Origin of the sequence: Nocardioides sp. (assembly GCF_047606145.1) — a bacterium.
GTDB lineage: Bacteria > Actinomycetota > Actinomycetes > Propionibacteriales > Nocardioidaceae > Nocardioides.
On sequence record NZ_JASGET010000023.1, the window covers coordinates 1 to 22,079 of the forward strand.

The 22,079-nt window shown below is 68.8% G+C and carries 18 protein-coding genes; 2 read left to right on the plus strand and 16 right to left on the minus strand.

What is annotated here, in order from left to right; translation table 11 throughout:
• A partial coding sequence (locus tag QM638_RS03635) for an alpha/beta hydrolase (RefSeq protein WP_415140575.1) occupies window positions 1-474 on the plus strand: 474 nt, incomplete at its 5' end.
• Window positions 475-491: 17 nt separating this feature from the next.
• Here the strand turns inward: QM638_RS03635 and QM638_RS03640 are convergent.
• The 11 genes from QM638_RS03640 to QM638_RS03690 all read right to left on the minus strand — a co-directional run bounded on the left by QM638_RS03640 (window position 492) and on the right by QM638_RS03690 (window position 13,080).
• Window positions 492-2,156 (minus strand): FAD-dependent monooxygenase, encoded by a 1,665-nt coding sequence (locus QM638_RS03640; protein WP_415140576.1) that lies wholly within the window; start codon window positions 2,154-2,156, stop codon window positions 492-494.
• A 273-nt stretch (window positions 2,157-2,429) separates the two neighbouring features.
• Window positions 2,430-3,029 carry a TetR/AcrR family transcriptional regulator gene (locus QM638_RS03645; protein ID WP_415140577.1) on the minus strand — a complete coding sequence of 200 codons (600 nt, stop codon included), beginning with the start codon at window positions 3,027-3,029 and terminating at the stop codon, window positions 2,430-2,432.
• 135 nt (window positions 3,030-3,164) lie between these two features.
• Window positions 3,165-4,796, minus strand: a complete 1,632-nt coding sequence (locus QM638_RS03650; protein ID WP_415140578.1) for a class I adenylate-forming enzyme family protein — start codon at window positions 4,794-4,796, stop codon at window positions 3,165-3,167.
• Window positions 4,789-5,262 (minus strand): MaoC family dehydratase, encoded by a 474-nt coding sequence (locus tag QM638_RS03655; protein WP_415140579.1) that lies wholly within the window; start codon window positions 5,260-5,262, stop codon window positions 4,789-4,791. The genes QM638_RS03650 and QM638_RS03655 overlap by 8 nt, the downstream gene beginning before the upstream one ends.
• A gap of 10 nt (window positions 5,263-5,272) precedes the next feature.
• Window positions 5,273-5,959: a TetR/AcrR family transcriptional regulator gene (locus QM638_RS03660; protein WP_415140580.1), complete on the minus strand. Its 687-nt coding sequence runs from the start codon at window positions 5,957-5,959 to the stop codon at window positions 5,273-5,275.
• Window positions 5,960-5,968: 9 nt separating this feature from the next.
• A complete protein-coding gene (locus QM638_RS03665) occupies window positions 5,969-7,558 on the minus strand; it encodes a class I adenylate-forming enzyme family protein (protein ID WP_415140581.1) in 1,590 nt (529 codons plus the stop codon).
• 85 nt (window positions 7,559-7,643) lie between these two features.
• Window positions 7,644-8,453, minus strand: a complete 810-nt coding sequence (locus QM638_RS03670) for an ABC transporter ATP-binding protein (RefSeq protein WP_415140582.1) — start codon at window positions 8,451-8,453, stop codon at window positions 7,644-7,646.
• A 62-nt stretch (window positions 8,454-8,515) separates the two neighbouring features.
• Window positions 8,516-9,553, minus strand: coding sequence for an ABC transporter ATP-binding protein (locus QM638_RS03675; RefSeq protein ID WP_415140583.1), 1,038 nt, complete (start codon window positions 9,551-9,553; stop codon window positions 8,516-8,518).
• Window positions 9,550-10,398, minus strand: coding sequence for an ABC transporter permease (locus QM638_RS03680; protein ID WP_415140584.1), 849 nt, complete (start codon window positions 10,396-10,398; stop codon window positions 9,550-9,552). The genes QM638_RS03675 and QM638_RS03680 overlap by 4 nt, the downstream gene beginning before the upstream one ends.
• A complete protein-coding gene (locus QM638_RS03685; RefSeq protein ID WP_415140585.1) occupies window positions 10,395-11,390 on the minus strand; it encodes an ABC transporter permease in 996 nt (331 codons plus the stop codon). Before QM638_RS03685 ends, QM638_RS03680 begins: the two co-directional genes overlap by 4 nt.
• Before the next feature lie 43 nt (window positions 11,391-11,433).
• Window positions 11,434-13,080, minus strand: coding sequence for an ABC transporter substrate-binding protein (locus QM638_RS03690; RefSeq protein ID WP_415140586.1), 1,647 nt, complete (start codon window positions 13,078-13,080; stop codon window positions 11,434-11,436).
• Window positions 13,081-13,267: 187 nt separating this feature from the next.
• On the opposite strand from QM638_RS03690, the gene QM638_RS03695 reads away from it, so the two are divergent.
• The gene (locus tag QM638_RS03695; protein WP_415140587.1) at window positions 13,268-14,683 is read left to right on the plus strand and encodes an amidase; all 1,416 of its coding nucleotides are present in this window, start codon (window positions 13,268-13,270) and stop codon (window positions 14,681-14,683) included.
• A gap of 85 nt (window positions 14,684-14,768) precedes the next feature.
• On the opposite strand, the gene QM638_RS03700 is transcribed toward QM638_RS03695, so the two are convergent.
• From QM638_RS03700 to QM638_RS03720, 5 genes are all read right to left on the minus strand, one after another.
• Window positions 14,769-16,388 (minus strand): amidase, encoded by a 1,620-nt coding sequence (locus QM638_RS03700; RefSeq protein WP_415140588.1) that lies wholly within the window; start codon window positions 16,386-16,388, stop codon window positions 14,769-14,771.
• Window positions 16,315-18,003: a CocE/NonD family hydrolase gene (locus tag QM638_RS03705; protein WP_415140589.1), complete on the minus strand. Its 1,689-nt coding sequence runs from the start codon at window positions 18,001-18,003 to the stop codon at window positions 16,315-16,317. The genes QM638_RS03700 and QM638_RS03705 overlap by 74 nt, the downstream gene beginning before the upstream one ends.
• Window positions 18,004-18,363: 360 nt before the next feature.
• The gene (locus QM638_RS03710) at window positions 18,364-19,914 is read right to left on the minus strand and encodes a carboxyl transferase domain-containing protein (RefSeq protein WP_415140590.1); all 1,551 of its coding nucleotides are present in this window, start codon (window positions 19,912-19,914) and stop codon (window positions 18,364-18,366) included.
• Window positions 19,911-21,098, minus strand: coding sequence for a CaiB/BaiF CoA transferase family protein (locus QM638_RS03715; protein WP_415140591.1), 1,188 nt, complete (start codon window positions 21,096-21,098; stop codon window positions 19,911-19,913). Before QM638_RS03715 ends, QM638_RS03710 begins: the two co-directional genes overlap by 4 nt.
• Window positions 21,095-21,979: a fumarylacetoacetate hydrolase family protein gene (locus QM638_RS03720; protein WP_415140592.1), complete on the minus strand. Its 885-nt coding sequence runs from the start codon at window positions 21,977-21,979 to the stop codon at window positions 21,095-21,097. The genes QM638_RS03715 and QM638_RS03720 overlap by 4 nt, the downstream gene beginning before the upstream one ends.
• Between the last annotated feature and the right edge of the window lie 100 nt (window positions 21,980-22,079).

The window sequence follows — 22,079 nt, forward strand, 5'->3', positions numbered from 1 at the left end:
GACCTCCGCGCCCCGGGGCGTCTCGGCGTCTGGGGCGAGTCGGCCGGCGGCCAACTCGCCGCGTTGCTCGGCCTGCGCGGCGGGGTCGGGGCGGCGGTGTGCTGGTATCCGGCCACCGATCTGCCAGCGATCGCGCCCGCGCTCGGTGCCGACCCGGACGCCACCGACAGCCGCGAGGCGCTGCTGCTCGGCGGGCCGGTCACCACGCTCACCGACGCCGCCGTCTCGGCCAGTCCGGCGCGGCAGGTCCCGGCCGACGGCGCGACGCTGCCGGCGTACCTGCTGCTGCACGGCGAGGCCGACCGGATGATGCCGACCGATCAGAGCAGGCGGCTCGAGGCCGCGCTGCGTGCCGCGGGCGGAGACGTCTCGCTGCACACCTACGCTGGCGCCGACCACATGTGGCTCGGCACGCCGGACGTCGCCGCCGATGCGCTGAGCCGCACCGTGGCGTTCTTCCGCGAGCGGCTGTAGCCGGTGGGCTCGGGCGATCAGCGCCCGGGACGACCGACCGCACACCCGACCGCACATCCGACCGCGCGCCGCACCGCCGCCGGCAGCTCGGCCAGGGTCGAGCCGCGCCAGGCGACGTGCTGGTCCGGGCGGACCAGCACGTACGCCGCCGCCCAGTCCGCGTCCGACCCGGGACCATCGATCACCGAGACCGACACCGGCACCTTTGTCGCGTCGACGACACCCGCCACCGCGTCGGCGGCCGCGACCGGGTCCCCCGCCCCGGCGTCGACCAGTAGCGTGAGGCCGCCTCCCAGGGCGTCGTAGAGCGAGGTGCCGTCGGGCAGCCACCGGTGTGGCAGCAGGCAGCCCGGCGCCGCGGACGGCGTGTAGCGGACCGGATCCGGGGCAGGGGCCCGCGCGCCGGCCGGGGTGATCACCGGAGAGTCCGGGTAGGCGTAGCCGAGCACGAGCCCGAGCGAGTGGAACTCCGACTCCTTCACCGCCAGCGCCTGCGCGGCCCGGGCGCGGGCCGCCTCGCCGGCCGGGGTGTCGGCGTCGAGGTCGGGGTCGATGAAGTCGTCGGCCAGGGCGGTCCCGTTGGTGGCGGCGTCATCGATGGTGCGTCGCGCCACCGGCCGCCGCTCGGCCTCGTAGCTGTCCAGCAGCGCCTCGCCCGCCCAGCCGTGCAGCACGGCGGCCAGCTTCCAGGCCAGGTTGGCGGCGTCGCCGATGCAGGTGTTGAAGCCGTGCCCGCCCCAGGGCGGGTTGGCGTGCGCGGCGTCGCCGACCAGGAAGGTGTCGCCGACCCGGTAGGTGGGCGAGAGGAGCATCCGTGCGGTCCACGGATCCTCGGCGAGGACCTCGAGGTCGCCGGGGTCGAGGCCGATCAGCTCGGCGATGACCCGCTCGCGCTCCACCTCGGCGAAGTGCGGCGCCTCGGCGTCGTACCCCTGGATGATCGACCACCAGGTGCCGTCGGTGTCCAGCTGACCGATCATGCCGGCGTAGGTCCGCCCGACCACCCACCACTGCACGGCCGGCGGCACGGTCACCAGGTCGGCCAGCCGCGTGGAGCGGAACAGCACACCGAGGTTGGACTTGGCCGCCGAGGATCCCTCCAGGCGTACGCCGAGGCCGCGCCGCACCGCCGAGGAGATCCCGTCGGCACCGACCAGGTACCGGCAGCGCACCCGCCGGGACGCGCCACCGGCCTCGAGCCGTACGACGCCGGGCTCCTCGCTGGCCGCGAAGCACACCCCGAGCGCGAGGGTCGCCCGCTCGCTCTCGACGACCGCGGCGCGCAGCACCTCCTCGACCACCGGCTGGGCCACCTGCTGCCCGCACTCGGGCTGCCATGGATAGGCGCCGGCGCGCAGTTGGAAGGCCTCGGTGAAGCGGATCAGCTCGTGCCCGGTCAGCGAGGTGCAGAAGGCCACGCTGTCGGAGTAGGCGACCGACAGCGGCGACGCGGCTCGCAGCCGGTCGGCCAGGCCGAGGCGGCGCAGATGCGTCATGGTGCGGGCGTTGGTGGTCTTGGCCCGCGGGTGCAGCCAGTCCAGCTCGGTGCGCGGCTCGACCACCAGCGACCTCACCCCCTGCGCGGCCAGGTCCGCCGCCAGGAACAGCCCGCTGGGCCCGCCGCCGGCGATCAGGACGTCAACCTCGCCGGGGAGCTCGGCGAGTCCGTGCTGGAGTGTCACTGCGTGGCCCTCTCTGCCAGCGCCACACACCACCGCGCATCCGATCGGCCCCATCGGCGACCGGGCACGCCCGGCACCGCGGAGAGACCGACCGGCGAGACGTTCGCTTCGGGGACTGACATGCCGACAAGCGTGTCGACCGTCACATCAAGCGGATAGACTCCTTCTCACTCATTGAAAGAGTCCGACTGCTGAACCGCCGAGTCGTCGGACGGTGGCACCGCACCCGCGCGAACTCGTCGGCGGGTTGGGCCGTCGGCTCGACCGCACGACCTAGCCCCGAGCGGCGTTGTCCGGCGCCGGTAGCCGCGGCCTGGTGGGCACGATCGGAAGGCCCAGGCCCTCCACGATCGTGCGGAAGGTCGCGCGTTGCCGGCGCACGGTCCAGTGGTTGGGATGCTCGACGGTGCTCAGCGCCAAGCCGTTGAAGGCGACCCGCAGCGCGTCGGCGTACTGCTCGACCTTGTTCTTCTCGACCAGAGAGCCAAGCGTAGGCCGGAGAACCTCTTTGACGCCTGTCTCCCACAGGTCGAGCAACTCCTGGATGTCCTGGCCCTGAAGACCAGCCGCGACGAGGTTGATCCGGGCACGCTCGTTGACCAGTTCCTCGCCCGAGAGGGGCAACAGCCACTCGAAGAGGATGACGTTGAGTCGCTGGGCGGGATCGGGATACTTCTCCTCGATCTTGCGCAGTTCCTCCTGCCACGTCTCGACTGCCGCCACCGCCATTTCGTGGAACAGGTCGCTCACGGTCGGGAAGTAGTGGGTGACCAGGGTCGAGGATCCACCCATCCGCCGACCGATCTCGCGGAAGCTCACGCCGGCGATGCCTCGTTCGGCGATCAGTTCCTTGGTCGCCCAGATGATCTCCATCCGGCGCTTCTCATGGTCGACGTGACGCGGCATGTCGCCTCTCTCGCGGTCGGCTCTCGTACGGGTTCCGCCAACATGGACCCGAGCCGCACCCTACCGGCGGGCCGATCTCGGACGAGATATCTGACGAGACATCTACTGGTGCTCGAGGCGGTCCCACGCGGTGTCGGTGCGATGCTCGCCGCCGACCTTGAGCTGGCTCTTGGGGATCCGCTGGGTCGGTGTCCGGGGGAACGGCGTCGCACGGTGTTCCAGATAGCGCGGCACCTTCTGCCGCGCTAACCGAGCACCACAGAAATCGACGAGCTCGACGGGGTCGAAGACCGCGCCCTCGGCGAGTTCGACGTATGCCTTGATCTCCTCCCCCATCATCTCGTCGGCGACGGGTACGACGGCCGCGTCGAGGACACTGGGGTGCAGGCGCAGCACGGCCTCGACCTCGGCGGGAGCGACGTTGACACCGCTGCGTCGGATGATCTCCTTGCGACGCGCCTCGAAGTAGTACACGCCACGCTCGTCGCGGCGCATGATGTCGCCCGTGCGCAGCCAGCCGTCGTGCATGACCTCCGCGGTCGCGTCGTCATTGCCGATGTACCCGGCGAAGACGACCTGGCCGGTGAGCTCCAGTTCGCCAATGCCCGGCCCGTCGACGACCGCGCCATCGACGTCGACCAGCCGCGCCTCCACGTCGGGATACGGAATGCCGAGGGCTCCGGTACCGACGTACGCCGGCGCGACCTCGGGTGGCATCGAGATCGCCGGTCCCGACTCCGAAGACCCATAGGCCTCCCGCCAGGCGCACCCGAAACGGCGCTCGAGTTCGGCGTGCCGGGCTGGTGGGATCGCCAGGGCGATCGCGCTGCGGACGGAGTGGTCACGATCCGCTGGACTCTCCGGCTGGCTGAGCAGCATGTCGGGGATCGAGCCGATGGTGACGATCTCGGTAGCCCGAAGGTCCTTCGCCACCTGCCAGAACCGCGAAGCGCTGAACCGACGCATCACGATCACCGTGGTGCCGGCATAGATCGCGGTGTAGAGCGCGGTGAGCGGGTCGCCGTAGTGGAACTGGAGTGGGTAGAGCACCCGGCGTCCGTCCTCGGGATCGGCGTACCGCAACCGCACTCCGATGTCGACGTAGCGCAGGGTCTCCAGGTGACTCCCGCCCAGGGCCTTGGGCAGACCGGTCGTGCCCGAGGTGTAGCCGATGTCGACGAGGTCGGTGACCTTCGCTCCGATGGCACTCAGATCGGCCGGCTCGATTCCCGCACAGTGCGCCGCGAAGCCGTTCGGCTCCTCACCTTCGACGCGGATGACGTGGCGCAGGGAGTTGTCCTTGCCGAGGAGGTCGCGGAACGTCGGTTCGGAGAGCTCGTCGGTGATCGCCAGCACGCAGGCGGAGTCGCCGACGACGTAGGCGGCCTCGTGCGTGCCGATCTCCGGGCTCAGTGAGACCACCACTCCACGGTTGGCGAGGATCGCGAGATCGGCGATGACGTACTCCGTACGGTTCCCCATCGCCAACGCGACCCGATCGCCCACGCCGACATAGGGAGCCAACGCCGCCGCGAAGCGTTCCACGTGGGCTCGGAGCTCAGCGTTGGTGATCTCGACACCGTCGTCGAAAACCAGTGCGGCACGATCTGGGAACCGATTGAACCCGGAGAGCAGCACCTCCATCAGTGGGAGCCGCGGACAGCCCCGCCAGGTGTCGGGGAAGTCGGCCGGCCACCGCACGGATGACACGAAGGCCGGCGCGAGCTCAGCCATGCCGACCCTTCTCGAACTCGCCGCGGGGAAGTGCGTAGGTCCACCAGTCGGCGACCATCGCCGGCACCTGGTTGCCCTCGACGGTGTAGACACACCGTCGCAGCACCTTGAATCCGCCGTCCTTCGGCTGGACGTCAAGGACCTCGAAGGTTGGGACGATCCGATCGCCGCGGTGGATCTGGGAGACCCATCGGACCTTGTCGAGGCCATAGTTGAGCCCCCACATGTCGTGCGCGGCCTCGCCGGCCGCGAAGCGCGCAACCGCGTCGAGCAGCGAGAGGAGGTGGAAGCCCTCGATCAGGGTGTCGGGGAACTCGGGGACATCCCCCTCGGGGTAGGCCCGATCGAGCCAGGTGCCCCGCTCGAAGTGATCGGAGTCCTCCTCGCTCACCGTGAACGGTTCACCTCGCACGACCTGTCCGACACTGAAGGGAAGATCGGCGAAGGCGCGGTGCTCAGTTGTCATATCATTCTCCTCATCCTGCGACCGAGTCGCTGTGTATGCCCGTGGAACAGTCGGGCGAGGCGCCGTCGACGAGTGGGAGCAGTCCCAAGAACTGCTCACATGCTCGGTGCTGTCGTTGCGGGGTCCAGATCTCGGGGTGTTCGACCGCGGAGAGCACCATGCCGCTGACCCACACCCGCACCGTGTCGATCAGATCCTCGAGTCGGTCAGGCTCCACCGCCCCTTCGAGGCCGCTGCGGATGAAGGACCGCATGCTCGGCTCGATCCTCTCGAAGAACGAGGCGATGGCCGGCTCGGTGTCCTTGTAGGAGACCAGCGCGACTCGAACGCCCTCTTGTCGGCGGGTCTCCTCGGCATCGGGCAGGAAGTCATGCAGCAGGGATCTGACCCGCTCGACCGGGTCGCGGATCGCAGCCAACTCGCCCCGCGCCTGCTCGGCCTCGGCGAGCACCCGATCCACCAGGCCGGAGATCAAGTCCTCCTTCGTCGCGAAATAGTGCGTGACGAGCGTGCTGGACCCACCCATCCGGCGCGCCAGTCCACGCAGGCTCAGCCGGCCATAACCCTCTTCGGCGAGCGCCTCGGAGGCCGCCTGGAGAATGTCCGTCCTCCGTTGCTCGGCATCGACATAGCGCGGCACGACCGGCCCCCCTTTGTATATAGGTCGTTCTACAACACTAGTGACAGCATAGGTCATGGCAACGGCCTACCGACGGGGCCCGGGGCCGAGCACATCGGTGACCGCGGGCCCGAACGGCTCCTCGTCTCGAAGGGCTCCCTTGGCGATCTTCCCGCTGCCCGTGTACGGGAGCTCGTCGCGGAATTCGACGTATCGGGGAAGCTTGAAGGGAGCAAGTCCCCGGCGCGCCCAGGCCACGACCTCCTCGGGCGTCGCAGCCACATCGTCGGCGAGTACGACGATGGCCTTGACCTCTTCGTCGCGGCTGGCATCGGGAACAGCTATCACGGCGACGTCATCGATCTGCGGCATCGCCTCCAGGACACCCTCGACCTCGCCGGCGGCGATGCTCTCGCCGCTGCGGCGGATGATGTCCCGCGTGCGGCCGACGTAGAAGTGGAAGCCCTCCGCGTCCTTGCGTACCAGGTCACCCGTGCGGAACCAGCCGCCGGGCAGGAACAGCTCTGCGTTGACCTCGGGGCGGTTGTGATAGCCGAGCATGATGCCGCGGCCCCGCATGCACAGCTCCCCGATCTCGCCCGGCTCGACCTCATTGAGGTCGGCGTCGACGAGCTTCGACTCTCGGTTCGGGAAGCACAGGCCCATCGACCCCGAGCCCACCATGTCGACCCGGTCCCAGGGGACCACGGTGCCGTTACCCAGCTCGGTGCTGGCATACAGGTCCCGGGCCTGGAGGTCGAAGCGTTTCTCCAACGCCGCATGGAGTTCCTTGGGCACGGCCATGACCGGCGCGCGCTTGAGTGCCAGTCGCCGATCCGCATCGCTCTCCGGGAAGTCGAGCATGCCTTCGTCGATCCAAGCCATGTCGATCTGGTGGTCGACCAGCCAGTCCATGAACTTGCGGCGGCTGAGCCCCTGGGTGACATAGATCGCCCCACCCACGCACATCGCGCTGGCCAGGTAGGCCTGATTCTGCATGTAGTAGAAAGCGTGATCGGCCAACGTGCGTCGTGCCTCATGGAACAGAGCCGACCCGTAGACGCCGAGTTCCACCCAGTAACGGTGGGTGAGCATGCAGCCCTTCGGCAGCCCGGTGGTGCCGGAGGTGAACTGGATGTTCACCAGATCGTCCGGCTCGGGGACGAAATCGGCGACCTGGGGCTCGCCTGCCATCAACGTCGTGAACGAGAGAGCGCCCTCCACGGCACCGCCGACCGCCACGACGTGATCCACCGACACCGGACCGAGACCGGTGTCGCCGACATGCGCGGACAGGGTGTCGGCCGCACCGATCAACCACGTCGCACCGGCATCGGCCAGCACGAACTCGATCTCACGCGGGGTGTACTTGGGGTTCAGCGGTACGACGACCGCGCCGAGCGCTCCGACGGCGAACCAGCTGAGCGGGAACTCATACTGGTTGTGCAGCAGCAGGCCGATCTTCTCCCCCGCGCGCACCCCGGCGGCGTCGAGTCCGCTGCGCAGCCGTACGACATCATCGCGGAACTGCGACCAGGTCACCCGAACGTCCGAGCCCTCGATGAAGACGATGGCGTCGTTGTCCGGCCACCGCTCGGCGGCGTGGTCGAGGAGCTGTGGCATCGACATGGACAACATGTGCTCCTGCTCGGCATCGAGCGTCATCGGCAGTTTCATGGTTCTCTCCTGGCAGGCGTGGTCGGGCCGGATGCGTACCGACCGACGGGAACGGGACTGGCTCGGGGGCGAGCGGCATGCCGGCTCAGCCGACCGGGCGACGCCTGGACGGCTTCCAGCCGGGTTGGGGGACGGCCGCCAGCAGCGCCTGGGTGTAGGGGTCTTGTGGGTCGTCGAGCACCTGCGAGGTGGCGCCGTACTCGACCACCCGCCCCTGGCACAGCACGAGACAGGTGTCGGTGACCTGTCGGACGACCCCGAGATCGTGGGAGACGAAGAGATAGGAGATCTCCGAGGTGGCCCGGATGTCGGCAAGCAGGTTGAGCACCTGTGCCTGGACGCTGACGTCGAGCGCGGAGACCGCTTCGTCGAGGATGAGGATCTGCGGCTCCGGGGCGAGTGCCCGCGCGATGGCGACGCGCTGTCGCTGCCCGCCGGAGAGCGAGCGTGGCAGTTGGTCCGCGTGGCGACCATCGAGCCCGACCTGCTCCAACAGTCGCGTCACACGTGCCTCGAGTTCGCGGCGACTCAGGCGGAAGTGTCGTCGGAGGAGCTCCTTGAGCCCGGCACCCACCCGCTGCCGTGGATCCAGCGATCCGAACGGGTCCTGGAAGACCATCTGGACCTCGCGAGCATCCGGACCGCGACGTGCGGCGTCCGCGGACCGAGCGAGTCGCACCGACCCGGCCGTCGCGGTCTCCAGGCCTGCGACGACGCGGGCTGTGGTCGTCTTGCCTGAACCGGACTCGCCGACGATCGCGAGGGACTCGCCCCGGTGCAGGGTGAAGCTCACGTCGTCGACGGCAGCACGAGGCCGTCGCTCACGGCTGGGAAAGACCTTCGTCAGGTGCGCGACCTCGAGCAGTACCTCAGGCTCGCGCTTCGAGATGGCCACAGGCGCCTCCGATTCTGCGGCGTGCGAGGTTGCGCGGACGGCTCGGTGCATTCGGGTGGTCCTCATCGACTCGCCTGGTCCTGGACCCGATCGGCGATCTCCTCGGCACGGTGACAGGCCACCGCTCGAGCATCGACCCACCTCAGCTCCGGTCGTTCGATGTGGCACCGCTCGGTGGCGAACTGACAACGAGCGGCAAAGACGCATCCACCGCCGACCTCGGAGGCCGCCGCCGGACGGCCCGGGATGGCGACGAGCCGCCTCACCGCGGTGGTGCTGGGACGCGCGGCCAGGAGTGCTGCGGTGTAGGGGTGACGCGGGATGTCGTACAACATGGCCGATCCGCCGCGCTCGACGACGGTGCCGGCGTACATGACCACGAGGGTGTCGGTGACCGCCGCGGCCAGATCGAGGTCGTGGGTGATGAAGACCATGCCGGTGTCACGCTCTGCGATCTGCTCGACGAGGATCGCCATCACCTCGGACTGGACCGTGACGTCGAGTGCGGTGGTGGGCTCGTCGGCGAAGACGAGCATGGGCTTGTTCATCAGCGCCATCGCGATCATCACCCGTTGCAACAGACCGCCGGAGAGCTGGTGGGGGTATTGGTCGAGTCGAGCCCGGGCATCGCCGATGCCCATCTCGGCCAGCAGTTGGCAGGCGGCCTCGGTAGCCTCCCTGCGCCCGGCACGACCGGTGGTGACGGTCCCCTCGATGAGGAAGTCTCCGATCGTGTGCAGTGGGTTGGTGTGGGCCCGCGGGTCCTGATGGATCATCGCCACGTCGCCCGCGCGGTAGCGGGCCAGCTCGCGGCTGGAGAAGCCGAGCACCGAGCGACCCTCGAAGCGGATGCCACCGGTCGCCGCGACGGTGTCGGGGAGCAACCGCATCGCGGCCCTGACCGTCATCGACTTGCCCGATCCGGACTCGCCGACCAGGCCCACCGACTCTCCCTGGCCGACCGTGAAACTGACGTCATCGACCAGCGGCAGATGCGGCGTACGGGATGTCAGATCGACCCGGAGGCCGTCGATGGCGAGCAGCGGCGACATGGCATCCTCGGTCGCCCCAGTCTCGGGACCCGGCGAGACTGTGGTCATTGCGCTCCTCCGAACCGGTTGACGAGGCGATCGCCGAGGATGTTGAAGGCCACCACCGTGACCACGATGCACATGCCGGCCGCCAGGCTCTGCTGGATGGCGCCCGCCAGCACCTCGGAGCGTCCCTCGGAGACCATGACCCCCCACTCCGCGGCGGGCGCCTGGACGCCGAGGCCGACGAACGACACGCCGGCGAAGTCCACCAGCGCACTGCCGAATCCGATGGTCGCCTGCGCGAGCAGGAGCGGGGCGACGTTGCGCAGGATGTGCTTGGCGCAGATGCTCCACGACGACAGGCCGGCGAGCTGGAGACCCTCGACGTAGGGAAGCTGCCGCTCCCGGACCGCCGCGGAGCGAACGACCCGGGCGACGTAGGGGACGTAGACCAGAGAGAGCCCGAGCACCGGAGCCCAGAACCCGGCACCGAAGACGGCCGAGGCGATGACCGCGACCAGGATCCCGGGAACCGCGAAGATGACGTTGAGGATCCGGTTGACGCCGCGGTCCACCCATCGGCCGTTCCATGCCGAGAAGATCGCGATCGCGGTGCCGATCAGGCCGCTCAGTAGGACGATCAGCAGCGGCGCCGCGAAGCTGAGACGCGCGCCGACGAGGACGCGGGAGAAGATGTCCCTGCCCAGTGAGTCGGTACCGAACAGGTGACTCGCCGACGGGCCTTGCCCGATGGCCAGCACATCGGTCTGGTCGGAGGGGTACGGCGCGAGCAGCGGCCCGAGGATCGCGACCGTGATCAGCAGCAGACAGATCGTCCCCGCAACGATCATGGTCCAGTCCTTGGGGCGTCGGGTCCGAACCGTGGAGAGGTCGGTCGAGATGGCGGTCATCGATCGGACTCCCTCAGGCGTGGGTCGAGCATGGCCTGGGCGATATCGATCACCGTCATCACGACGACGAACACGACGACGATGATCAGGCTGATCGCCTGCACCGTGGGATAGTCCTTGCCGGAGATGCTGGTGACCAGCAGCGAGCCGATGCCGTCGATGCCGAAGGCCTCCTCGACGATCACCGAGCCAGCGACCAGGCCGGCGATCGCGAGCCCAGAGGCGGTCATCACCGGGAGCGCGGCGTTCCTCAGCACGTGGCGGCGCACGATCACGCGCCACGGGATGCCACGGCCCACGCTGGTCGCGACGTGTTCCTTGCCCTGCTCCTCGCGGACGGCAGCCGAGGTCAGCTGCGTGACGTAGGCGGCCGAGACCAGCGAGAGCGCGATCGCGGGGAGGATCAGGTGATGGATCCGGTCGGCGAGTCCGGAACCCGCACCGTAGGTCGGGAACCAACCGAGTTCGACGGCGAAGACACCGATCAGCACGCTCGCCGCGACGAAGGTCGGAATCGCGATCCCCAGCCCGGCCAGGGCACTGACGATCGGGCGCCAGCGGCGACTGACCCCGCCCAGGACACCGAGCCCGATGCCGATCACCAGGAGCAGGATCGCGGCCAGGACGACGAGCAGCAAGGTGGTCTCGATACGCGGCCCCAGCAGAGACGTGACCGCCTGGCGCTTGGTCAGTGACGTCCCGAAGTCACCGTGGACGGCGTCGCCGAGCCAGTGCCAGTAGCGCACCAGCAGCGGGTCGTCCAGGCCGAGCTTCTCACGCATCGCGGCGCGCGCCTGCGGAGTCGCCTTCGCTCCGAGGATGGCCGCCACAGGATCTCCAGGTGCGAAGCTCAAGGCGACGAAGATGACGAAGGACGCCACCACAACGGTGCCGACCGAGCCCGCGACGGTGCCACCGATCCGGGACACGACAGATCGCGTGCCCTTGGCTCGGGTGGTCGGCGCGACGGATGCCTCGACCTGGACGCTCATCGCCGCCACCCCGCCCGCTGGCGTCCGGCACGCCGCGGCGGGATCAACTCGCCGCCCCGATGTAGGCCATCGACGGCATCGACCAGTAGGCGAAAGAGGTCACCGCGCCGGTCAGAGAGTCGTTCAGGAACGTCGTCGTATAGGTCGAGACCAACGGGATCACGCTGTTGGTCGCCTCATAGAGCTCCTGGGCATCGATGATCAGCTTCGCGCGCTTGGCATCGTCGAACGTCGCACTCGCCCGGCTGATGTCCTTGGTCGCGGTCGGGTTGTCGAAGTCGGTGTAGTTGTAGACCTGACCCGGCAGGTAGGTGAACCCGATCGGCTCGATCGGGTCGTGGGCGGCGTTGAAGTTCGAGCTCAGCATGATGTCCAAGCCCTTGCGCTTGCCGGCGTCGTATCCGGCCTGGTCGAAGACCAGCGGCTGCATCGCCTTGAGGGTGATCCTGAGCCCGATCGCCTTCGCCTGCTGCTGGACGAGCTGCGCGGTCAGCGCGGCGGTGTTGTCGCCCGCTGCATAGGCGAGCACGATGTCGCCACCGTCGTACCCGGATTCGGCGACCAGTTTCTTGGCCTTCTCGAGATCGTAGGAACGACTCTTGGCGAACTGATCGTAGGCGGTCTGATAGGCAGCCTTCTCGTCGTTCGGCCAAGTGGCCGGGGTGAGCCCGGTGTAGAGCGGGGACGCGGCGCCATGGAACACCGCCGTGGCCAACGCCTCGCGGTCGATGCCAACCTGGAGTGCCGCCCGGACCTTGGCGTTCGCGAACTCGCCGGTCGGGTTTGCCTGGTACAGACTGACGCCCTCCATCGACGACCCGAAGACGATGCGTCCGGCCGAGGACTTCTGCAGAGTCGGCACCGAGGACGCCGAGATCTGGTAGGCGCCGTCGATCTCGCCGGTGTCCAGCGCGGTGGCGAGCGTGGTGGCGTCGGTGATGAAGGAGAAATCGATGGTCTTGGCGTAGGGCAGGCGGTCCTTGTTCCAGTAGTGGCCGTTACGGGTGATCACCAGGTTGCTGCCGCTGGTCCACTTCGTGAGCTTGAACGGGCCGCTGCACATCAGGCCACCGCTCGGCGTCCCGAGCTTGTTGCCGACCTTCTCGGTGTAGGCCTTCTCCATGATCGCCGAGGAGGCCATCTCGCTGATGAAGAGCTCGTCAGGCTGAGTGAAGGTCACGGTGACCTTGTTCGTCCCGGTGACGTCGATCGACTTGACATTGGTGAAGATGAACGCCGAGATGTACTTCGCCTCGGCCCCGCGCCTGAGGCTGTAGGCGACGTCGGCCGCGGTCAGTGGCTTGCCGTCCCAGAACTTCACGCCGTCTCGGATCGTGAAGACGACCTTGGTCGGGCTCACCACTTTGTAGGTGGCGAGGTTCGGCTTGATGTTGTAGTCGGCGTCGAGGGTGAGGAGACTGTCGCAGAGGTTGCGCACGACGGTGCCGGAGCTGTACGTCGCCGCGTTGTCCGGGTCGAGACTGTCCGGCTCGCTGTCCAGGTTCCACTTGATGGTGTCCACCTGTCCTGTCGGCGTGCCCAATTGGCTGACCAGATCCGAGTCGCCCACCGACTTCTCGATGGACGACGAGCCACTGCCGCTGCACGCGCTCGTCAGTGCGATCGCGCAGCCGACGGCGATCAGCAGACGACTGCGGCGGACGAACGCTGGTGGCGAGAAGGCCGACATCACAACTCCTGAGGTGGACGCCCGAGGCGGGTAACGTGACATGCAACATACAACGCATGCGATATTTAGCCAACGGGTTCGGCGAGATCGCGACGACTTGTTACACACCGTTGACATGCACCTCCCTGCGTACACGTAATATTGCAGATGTTACGTAACGTAAGCGATACTAACTGGAGGACACACGATGACCCACGACCTGGCCTGGCTCAGCGCCCACGACCTGGCCCGCGCGTACCGCGCCCGCGAGGTCTCTCCGGTGGAAGCGGTCGAGGCGTCGCTCGAGCGTCTCGAACAGGTACAGCCTCTGGTCAACGCCTTCGTCACGGTGACCGCTGAGCAGGCGCGCCAACAGGCGAGGGAGGCCGAGCGTCGTCTTGTCGACGGCGACGACCTCCCGGCGCTGTATGGGGTTCCGATCGCGGTCAAGGACCTGACCGATACCGCCGGCGTACGGACGACGTACGGCTGTGTGGCCTACGCCGAGCACGTGCCCACCGAAGACGGCATCGCATGGGCACGTCTCAAGGCGGCGGGCGCGATCCTGATCGGCAAGACGACCACACCGGAGTTCGGCGCGCTGGGCGTGACGGAGAGCAAGCTGACCGGCACCACCGGCACACCGTGGGATCCCTCGAGGTCCTCAGGCGGTTCCAGCGGCGGCTCCGCGGCCGCCACGGCGGCCGGGGTGGTGGCCGTCTCGTGGGGATCGGACGGCGGCGGTTCGATCCGGGTGCCGTCCTCGCTGTGCGGAACCGTGGGAGTCAAGCCGACCAGCGGGCGCATCCCACACCGCGACAACGCCGAGCCTGACTCCACCGAGGGACCCATCACCCGTACGGTGGTCGATGCTGCGCTGATGATGGACGTCGCCGCCGGTCCCCATCCGCGGGACCACTTCGCGCTACCGGCGCTCGGTGGGAGCTATGTCGAAGCGGCCCTGACGGACGGCGATCTCAGCGGCATGCGGATCGCGGCGAACGCCGAGTTCTGCCAGGGACCGTTGGATCCCGAGACCCGTCGGATCTTCAACGCGTCGCTCGATGATCTGCGCACCGCCGGTGCCGTGGTCGAGGAGGTCGACATCCAACTGCCGCCCGCGGTGGACTTCTTCGTCCCCTACTGGGGGCCTGGGTACATCACCCTCGTCGATGCGATGAGGACAGAGGGACTGGAGGTGTGGCCGCTGATGTCGATGGTCGCGGATCGTGCTCGCATGTTGAGCCCGGCACAGATCAGTTCCGCGGTGCGAGAGTGGAAGACCTCGATCTACAACGCCTACGCCGACGTGTTCGAGGACTTCGATCTCGTCGTGACCCCGACCACACCCATCCCAGCCTTCCCGCATGCGGGCGACAAGGGGGGCGTCGACGTCGTCGATGGGGTCGAGATCGCCGAGCCGGGCGGGTTCCTGCACTCCCACACCGAGTCACCGTCCCATGCCTGTCTTCCGGCGATCTCGGTTCCGTGCGGGTTCACCGCAGACGACCTGCCGGTCGGGCTCCAGATGATCGGCCCGCTCTACGCGGACATGGCCGTGATCGCCGCGGCCGCCCGCTATCAGCGCGTCACGGCCTGGCACGAGCGCCATCCGACTCTGTGAGATCCGCAGCCGGGTGGAGACCGTCTCGTCCAACTCGAGCGCCGGAGTGTCGCGAGCAAGAGAGACCTCACCGACCGGACGCCACTCAGAGTGCAGGATGGGACAGGTGCCATCCCGTGGCTCGCTGGTAACGAGCTGCCGCCGAGATGACGTCGGCATCGGCCCACAGTGGCCCGATGAACTGCAAGCCGATCGGGAGCCCGTCGGTCGTGAACCCACCAGGGACGCTGATCGCCGGTAGTCCGGCGTGCGCGGGCGGCTCGGTCATGGCGTGCGCGAAATGTCCTAGCCCCGGGATCTCGACGCCCTCGACCACCCCGGCCGGTCCGCGGTCGCCACCGTGCGGAAAGGCGGGGACCGCAGTCGTGGGGGTGACCATCAGGTCTGCCCCGGCCATCGCATCACGGAAGGCGTGGTAGATGGCAGTCTTGCCGCTTCGGAACGCCTCGCTCACCTGCCGCCCGGTCACCGGGTCGGCCCGCTTGGCCATCTCCGCCACAGCCGGCCAGATCTCGATCCCCCATTCCGCCATCTCCTCGACGAACGCCTGATATGCGTGACCGTTGACGTGGTCAAAGAAGATCTCGGTGTCGGGCAGGTCGATGCCGACCTCCACGACGCTCGCCCCGGCGGCACGCATGTCATCGAGCGCGGCGGCAAAAAGACGTCGTACTTCCGAGTCCAGCACCCCTTGGCCGAGGTCATAGCAGGCGGCGATGCGCACGCCCGTGAGATCGCCGGGCAAGGTCGCGGCCTCGACATAGCTGCGCGTGTCTCGCGGCACCGAGAAACGGTCCCCGGGGTGGTGGCCCGACGTCGCCTCCAGGACCATCGCGGCGTCGACGACGGTGCGCGCGATCGGCCCCTCCGTCTCGTCACCATCGGTGGCGTCGGCGGTGGGGATCCGGCCGATCGACGGCTTGATCCCGACAGCTCCACACAGCGAGGAGGGCACTCGGATGGAGCCGCCACCGTCCGAGCCCCAGGCGATAGGCCCGACACCGGCCACCACCGCCGCTGCCGCGCCGCCACTCGACCCACCGGAGTTGTAGCCGGGCCGCCACGGCGTGCTCGTGGAGCCGGTCAGTTTGCTCTCGGTCACGCCGAGCAATCCGAACTCCGGCGTGGTGGTCTTGCCGAGCAGGATGACTCCCTGCTCCCTCAGCCTTGCCCACCCGACCGCATCCTCATCGGGGACGTGATCCGCAAAGGCAACGCACCCATAGGTCGTGCGCACGCCGCTGGTGTCGACCAGGTCCTTGACCGTGATCGGCACGCCGTAGAGCGGGGGAAGCTGATCGCCGATCTGGAACCGCTTCTCCGCCGCGGCGGCCTCCGCCCTCGCCTGCTCGGCGGTCCCGGTCACCATGATGTTGAGCACCGGCTGGACCCGGTCCATCCGGTCGAGCACAGCATCGACGACCTCGACCGGAGAGACCTCCCGACTTCGGTACAGCTCGGCCAGCTCGGCCGCGGTCTTCCAGATGAGGTCTTCCGCCATGCTGACTCCTGGTCTCGGTAAGCGTTCAACTACATACATCGACAGTTGTACAACGATATGAATACTATGCCAGGCGAACGAACATCGAACATGCTTCGCCGATGAACCGCACAGACGCAGCGACCCGGTGTCAGCAACCCGCCGATCGGTCCTGGACCTTGATCTGCAGGAGCTCGAGAACCGCCCCGCCGTCCCCGCCGACATGCAGGCGCTGCTCGGTCGCCTTCCTCGTTGTGGCAAGGAACGGGTTCTCGTCGGTGCCGGGATGCACGACGTAGTGCGGGCTGTCGCTCGACATCACCAGCAACTGCAGCGCGTGGCCGCGCTTGAAGCGGTATGCGTTGTCATCCAGAGGAACCACGATCCGGTCACGCGACGTACGCCCGAGAGCGACGCGAGCTTGCGAGATGGGGCGCGCGACCCCGTCGGGATACACGTCGTGGAGGCGGAGGTGGACATGCGTTGATGGCCCGGAGAAGTCGATCCGTGCCTTGAGGACCGGTTGCCCCGCGACGTCCAGATCCTCAGCGAGCGGCGCGGTGCGGAACGTGAGCACATCACTACGTCCGGCGTAGGCGCGCTCGTCGGGGTAGGCCGCGCAGAAGTACCAGATGGCCTCCATGTCCACCGACGAGGGAACAGGCGATGCCGGGTCGTGGAGCCAACCCAACTCCCGAGACTCGTCCGTCGCACGGTCGGCGAGTTCATGAACACCGTTCTCGCCGACCGCGAGATGGAAAGTCTTGATGGTGCCGGACGGCGGGTACGCGTCCGTCTCCTGCCACCCGACGTGTCCCACATGCCAACGCGCCCTCGGCCTCGGGCTTGACGGCACCACGTCGCCGAGGTGTTCGTCGAAGAAGTCCGCCTGCTCAGCGCACTCCTCCTGGATTCTGCGGCGAAGGGCGCCGGCATCTAGATATGGGTTCGCCTCATCGCCTCGCCCGACGTCGGATAGCTTGTAGCCACCGTGGTCGGCCGAGCCGACACGAAGGAAGTGCAGATTCCGCGACCCGGGGATCGTCTGGAAGTGGCGCCAGTCCCTCATGCCGGCGGGCGCAAGACCGGGGTCGTACCAGTTCTGCCAGTGCAGGATAGGGATCTGCGTCGTGTAGTAGGGGTGTCGATCCCCATAGGGGTTGTACCAGCCCTGGTCCTGGCTGCGCGCCAGCTTTTGATCGGCTCCGATGCATGGCCCGACCCGGCGACGGGCGTCCGCGAGGATCTCCGCGACGGTCTCGTCCTCCCAGTTGACGTCGGCGAGATAGCAGTCGTTGTTGCTCCAGATCTGCAGGAGGTCGTTGAAGGACGCGAAGGATTGGATGTCGTGGCGCCAGCGCGCTCCGACGTGGCCGTCTCCCATCTCGATTCCGGTCACCATGGGTATGGCTGCTCTGATAGCCGGATGTCCTGACGCGACCGCCGCCCACGTGGTGAAGCCGTAGTACGAGGCGCCCATGACGCCGACCTTTCCGTTGGACCACGGCTGCTGGACAATCCACTCGACGGTGTCGTAGCCGTCCGCGACGTCGAACGCGTAGGGCATCGTCGCACCCGTTGAGCCGTACTTGCCCCGGACGTCCTGGGCGACGAATGCATACCCGCGCGAGCAGAAGTACTCGGCCTCGAACTTCAGGGCCGTATAGAAGCTCGACTTGTCGTACGGCGTCCGCACCAAGATCGCTCCGTGGCTGCCCGGCCGGTCCGGGAGGTACACGTCGGTCGCGAGCTGGACGCCGTCGCGTGTCGGCACCATGAACTCTGACGCGTTCTCGGCCGGACGTTCGGCGACGATTGTCTCGATGATCTCGAAGCCCACTGCCGCCCCTCGGTTGTCTGCGCTGGTGAAGCCTTTGCAGCTTTATACGTCACTCGTTGTACAAAGACAACAGCAAACCGCCGTCATCGCGATCCCGTTCGCGACCGGCGAGAGTGCCGCGCACGCGCACTACTCCCTTACAGCACCCGGTCAGTCGGATGAGCAGGTCACCATCAGATCAACGGTCGACGGACACGTCCGCACCCATCGACCCCGCTCGTACCGGCGCGGCGGTGGACCGCGGCGTAGCCGGGCTGAGGGTAAGAAACGAGGACCGACGGTAAGGGCTCTGGCATCCTCCGACTGCTCGAGTCAGACGGATTTCTCACGAACGGCCCGCAGGACTCACATCCTCCTCTCTCACTGAACCCGGATCTGCCTTTCAATCTCCTCACCGACGGCCCGGCAGAAGCCCGCGGGGTCGAGATGCGCGGCGGGCAGCTCCGGCACCAGCACGTGCACGGTGCCGTCGGCGAGCAGGTCCTGCGAGCGGATCCGCTGGCGGCGGGCCATCTGCGGCGCGTGGGACACCTCGCCGTACAGGATGGCGCTGGCGCCCTCCGGCGGGAGCGGCGAGAGCCAGCCGTTCTCGGCCGCGATCACCCGCCGGGCGGGCAGCAGCGCGAGCGCGCCGCCGCCACAGCCCTCCCCCAGGATCACCGACACGGTCGGCACCCGCAGCGAGACCAGGTCGGCCAGGCAGCGCGCGATCTCCGAGGCCAGCGCACCCTCCTCGGCGTCGGCGGACAGGTCGGCGCCGGGTGTGTCGACCACGCAGACCAGGGGCAGGCCGAGCTCGTCGGCCATGTGCATGCCGCGCCGGGCACTGCGCAGCGCGGCGGGGCCGAGCGGCACGTGTGCCAGTTGGGTACGCCGATCCTGGCCGACCACCACGCATCGCTGACCGCCGATCGAGGCGAGCGCGGTGAAGAGCGCCTCGGCCGACTCCCCCGCCTGGGTGCCGTTGAGCGGGATGACGTCGTCGGCGGCGTACCGGAGCAGCTCGCGTACGCCGGGCCGGTCGATGCGCCGGGTGAGCTGGATCGCCTCCCAGGCGTCCTGGTCGGGATCGGGGGTCCAGGGCGGGAGGACCATGTGGCTCTGCTCGGCGCTTCCGGGAGGGACCACGTGGCTCTGTTCGGCATCCGTTGCCGCAACCATTTGCCTCTGCTCGGCGCTGCCAGGAGGGACCATTTGGCTCTGCTCGGCGGAGGGGGTGAGCAGGGTGAGCGCGCGGGCGGCGACACTCGGCAGGTCGGCGAGGGGTACCACCGCGTCCAGGATGCCCTTGGCGACCAGGTTCTCCGCGACCTGGACCCCGGCGGGGAACGGCTTGCCGTGCAGCGACTCGTAGACCACCGGGCCGAGGAAGCCGATCAGCGCGCCGGGCTCGGCGACGCCGATGTGGCCCAGCGACCCCCAGGAGGCGAAGACGCCACCGGTGGTGGGGTGCCGCAGATAGACCAGGTAGGGCAGTCCGGCGGCCTTGTGCGCGACCACCGCGCGGGAGATCTCGATCATCGTGACGAAGGCGGGCGTGCCCTCCTGCATCCTGGTGCCGCCGGAGGCGGTGGCGGCGATCAACGGCAGCCGCTCGGCGGTGGCTCGGCGTACGGCGGCGGCGATCCGCAGGCCGGTCACCCGACCCACCGAACCGCCGAGGAAGCCGAACTCGCCGACCACCAGCGCGGCGGGGTGGCCCTGGATCTCGGCCTGCCCGGTGATCACCGCCTCGTCGGTGCCGGCCCTCGCGCGGGCGCGCTCCAGGGCGGCGAGATAGTCCGGATCCGTGCCGTAGACCTCCGAGTAGCGGGCGGGGTCGATCGGCTCGTCCCAGCTCTGCCAACTATCCGGATCGACCGAGGTCTCGATCAGCTCCCAGGCGCCGGGACGGTGCGGGCGTTCGCTCACGACGCCTCGTCGCCGCTCACCCAGGTACGGATCGGGTCGGCGTCGGCGTCCAGGATCGGCGGCGGGCGGTGATCGGTGCGGGTCCGCTCGACGCCGTCGGCGCCGAAGAACCGCAGCGGCGGGCCGGGCAGCCGCAGGGGGCCGAGGGTGGCGTGGTCGACGTCGATCACCAGTCCCTGACTGTGGGTCTGGTCCCACGCGTAGACCTCGTCGATGCTGCGCACCTTCCCGGCCGGGATGCCGACCTCGGCCAGCCGGTCGAGCAGGTCGGTCGCCTTCCAGGTGGCGAACACGCCCTCGACCAGCGCGATCACCTCCTCGCGCCGCTCCACCCGGTCGGGGTTGGTGGCGAAGCCCTGAGCGGCCGGGTCGAGGCCGAACGCGGCGCAGAACCGCTGCCACAGGGCCTCGCTGCCGACCGCGATCTGGACCGCGCCGTCGGCACAGCGGAACAGGCCGTACGGCGAGATGGAGGCGTGGTGGTTGCCGGCCGCCCGGCCGACCTCGCCGGCGACGGTCCAGCGGGTGCCCTGGAAGGCGTGCACGCCCACGGCCGCGGCCAGCAGCGAGGTGCGCACGACCTGACCGCGACCGGTGCGCTCGCGCTCGTGCAGCGCGGCCAGCACGCCGTACGCGCCGTACATGCCGGAGAGCAGGTCGCAGATCGGGGTGCCGAACTTCTGCGGGTCCTCGGGGCCGGAGCCGGTCAGCGACATCAGCCCGCCCTCGCCCTGCGCGATCTGGTCGTAGCCCGCCCGGCCGCCCTCGGGCCCGTCGTGGCCGAAGCCGGTGATGGAGAGCACCACCAGTCGCGGGTTCAGCTCGGCCAGGTCGGCGGCGCCGAGTCCGAGCCGTTCCATCACGCCGGTGCGGAAGTTCTCCACCAGGACGTCGGCCCGCCGGATCAGTCCGTGCAGCACGGCCAGGTCGGCCTCGGCCTTGAGGTCCAGCGCGATGGACTCCTTGTTGCGGTTGGCCGAGAGGAAGTACGTCGACTCGCGGTCCGCGGGCGCGTCCTCGGGGGCCACGAACGGCGGCCCCCAGCCCCGGGTGTCGTCACCGCGTCCGGGCGCCTCGATCTTGATCACCCGGGCGCCGAGGTCGCCCAGCATCATGGTGGCGTGCGGCCCCGCCAGCGCGCGGGAGAGGTCGACCACCACGATGTCGTCGAGCGGGCCGGTCATCGGGTCCTCCCCGCCTCGGCCAGACCGGCACGCTCGGCACCGGCCACGATCGGGTTGCTGAGCACGCCGAGCCGCTCGGCCTCGACCTCGACCACGTCGCCGGGCTGCAGCAGCCACGGAGGGGTCCGGGCGTAGCCGACCCCGGACGGCGTCCCGGTCGCGAGCAGGTCGCCGGGGCGAACGGTGAACGTCCGCGAGATGAGCGCCAGGGTGTCCCCCACGGTGTAGACCATCTGGTCGGTGGTGCCGTCCTGCACCACCTCGCCGTTGACCCGGGTCACCACCCGCAGCCCGTCGCGCAGGTCGCCCACCTCCTCGGCCGGCACCAACGGCCCGAGCGGTCCGGAGCGATCGGCGTTCTTGCCGAGGATCCACTGCGAGGTGAGCTTCTGCGCGCGTCGGGCGGTGACGTCGTTGAAGGTGGAGTAGCCGACCACCGACGCCAGCGCCTCGTCCGGATCGGCGTCGATCAGCGTCTGGCCGACCCAGGCGACGACCTCGCCCTCCCAGTCCAGCCCGGCCTCGTCGACCGGCACCGGGATCGCCGCGCCGCCGACGGTGAGCGAGGCGGGCCAGCGCGCGAAGAGCGTCGGGTGTTCGGGCAGGTCCTGGTCGGCGAAGCTGCCCTCGGCGACGTGCTTGAGGTAGTTCAGCCCGATGCAGATCACCCGGGCGCCCGGGAGCACCGGCGGCACCTGCTCGACCGCGTCGACGCCCGTCGCCGGCAGCACCGGTCCGGACGGCGTACGGCGCATCGCGGCGGCGGCATCGGTCCAGAACTCCGCCAGTCCGGCGATCACCGCCACCTCCTGTCCGTCCTCGCTCAACCGGCCGACCAGCACCTCGCCGTCGGCGCCGCGGACTCCCACGATGCGCGTCATCGAAACTCCCTCTCCGGCCCGCCATGCGGGCGATCTGTCGCCGGCGGACCGCCGCCGCGATAACAGGCTAAAACATTTAGGTGATTTGTGATAGAACTCG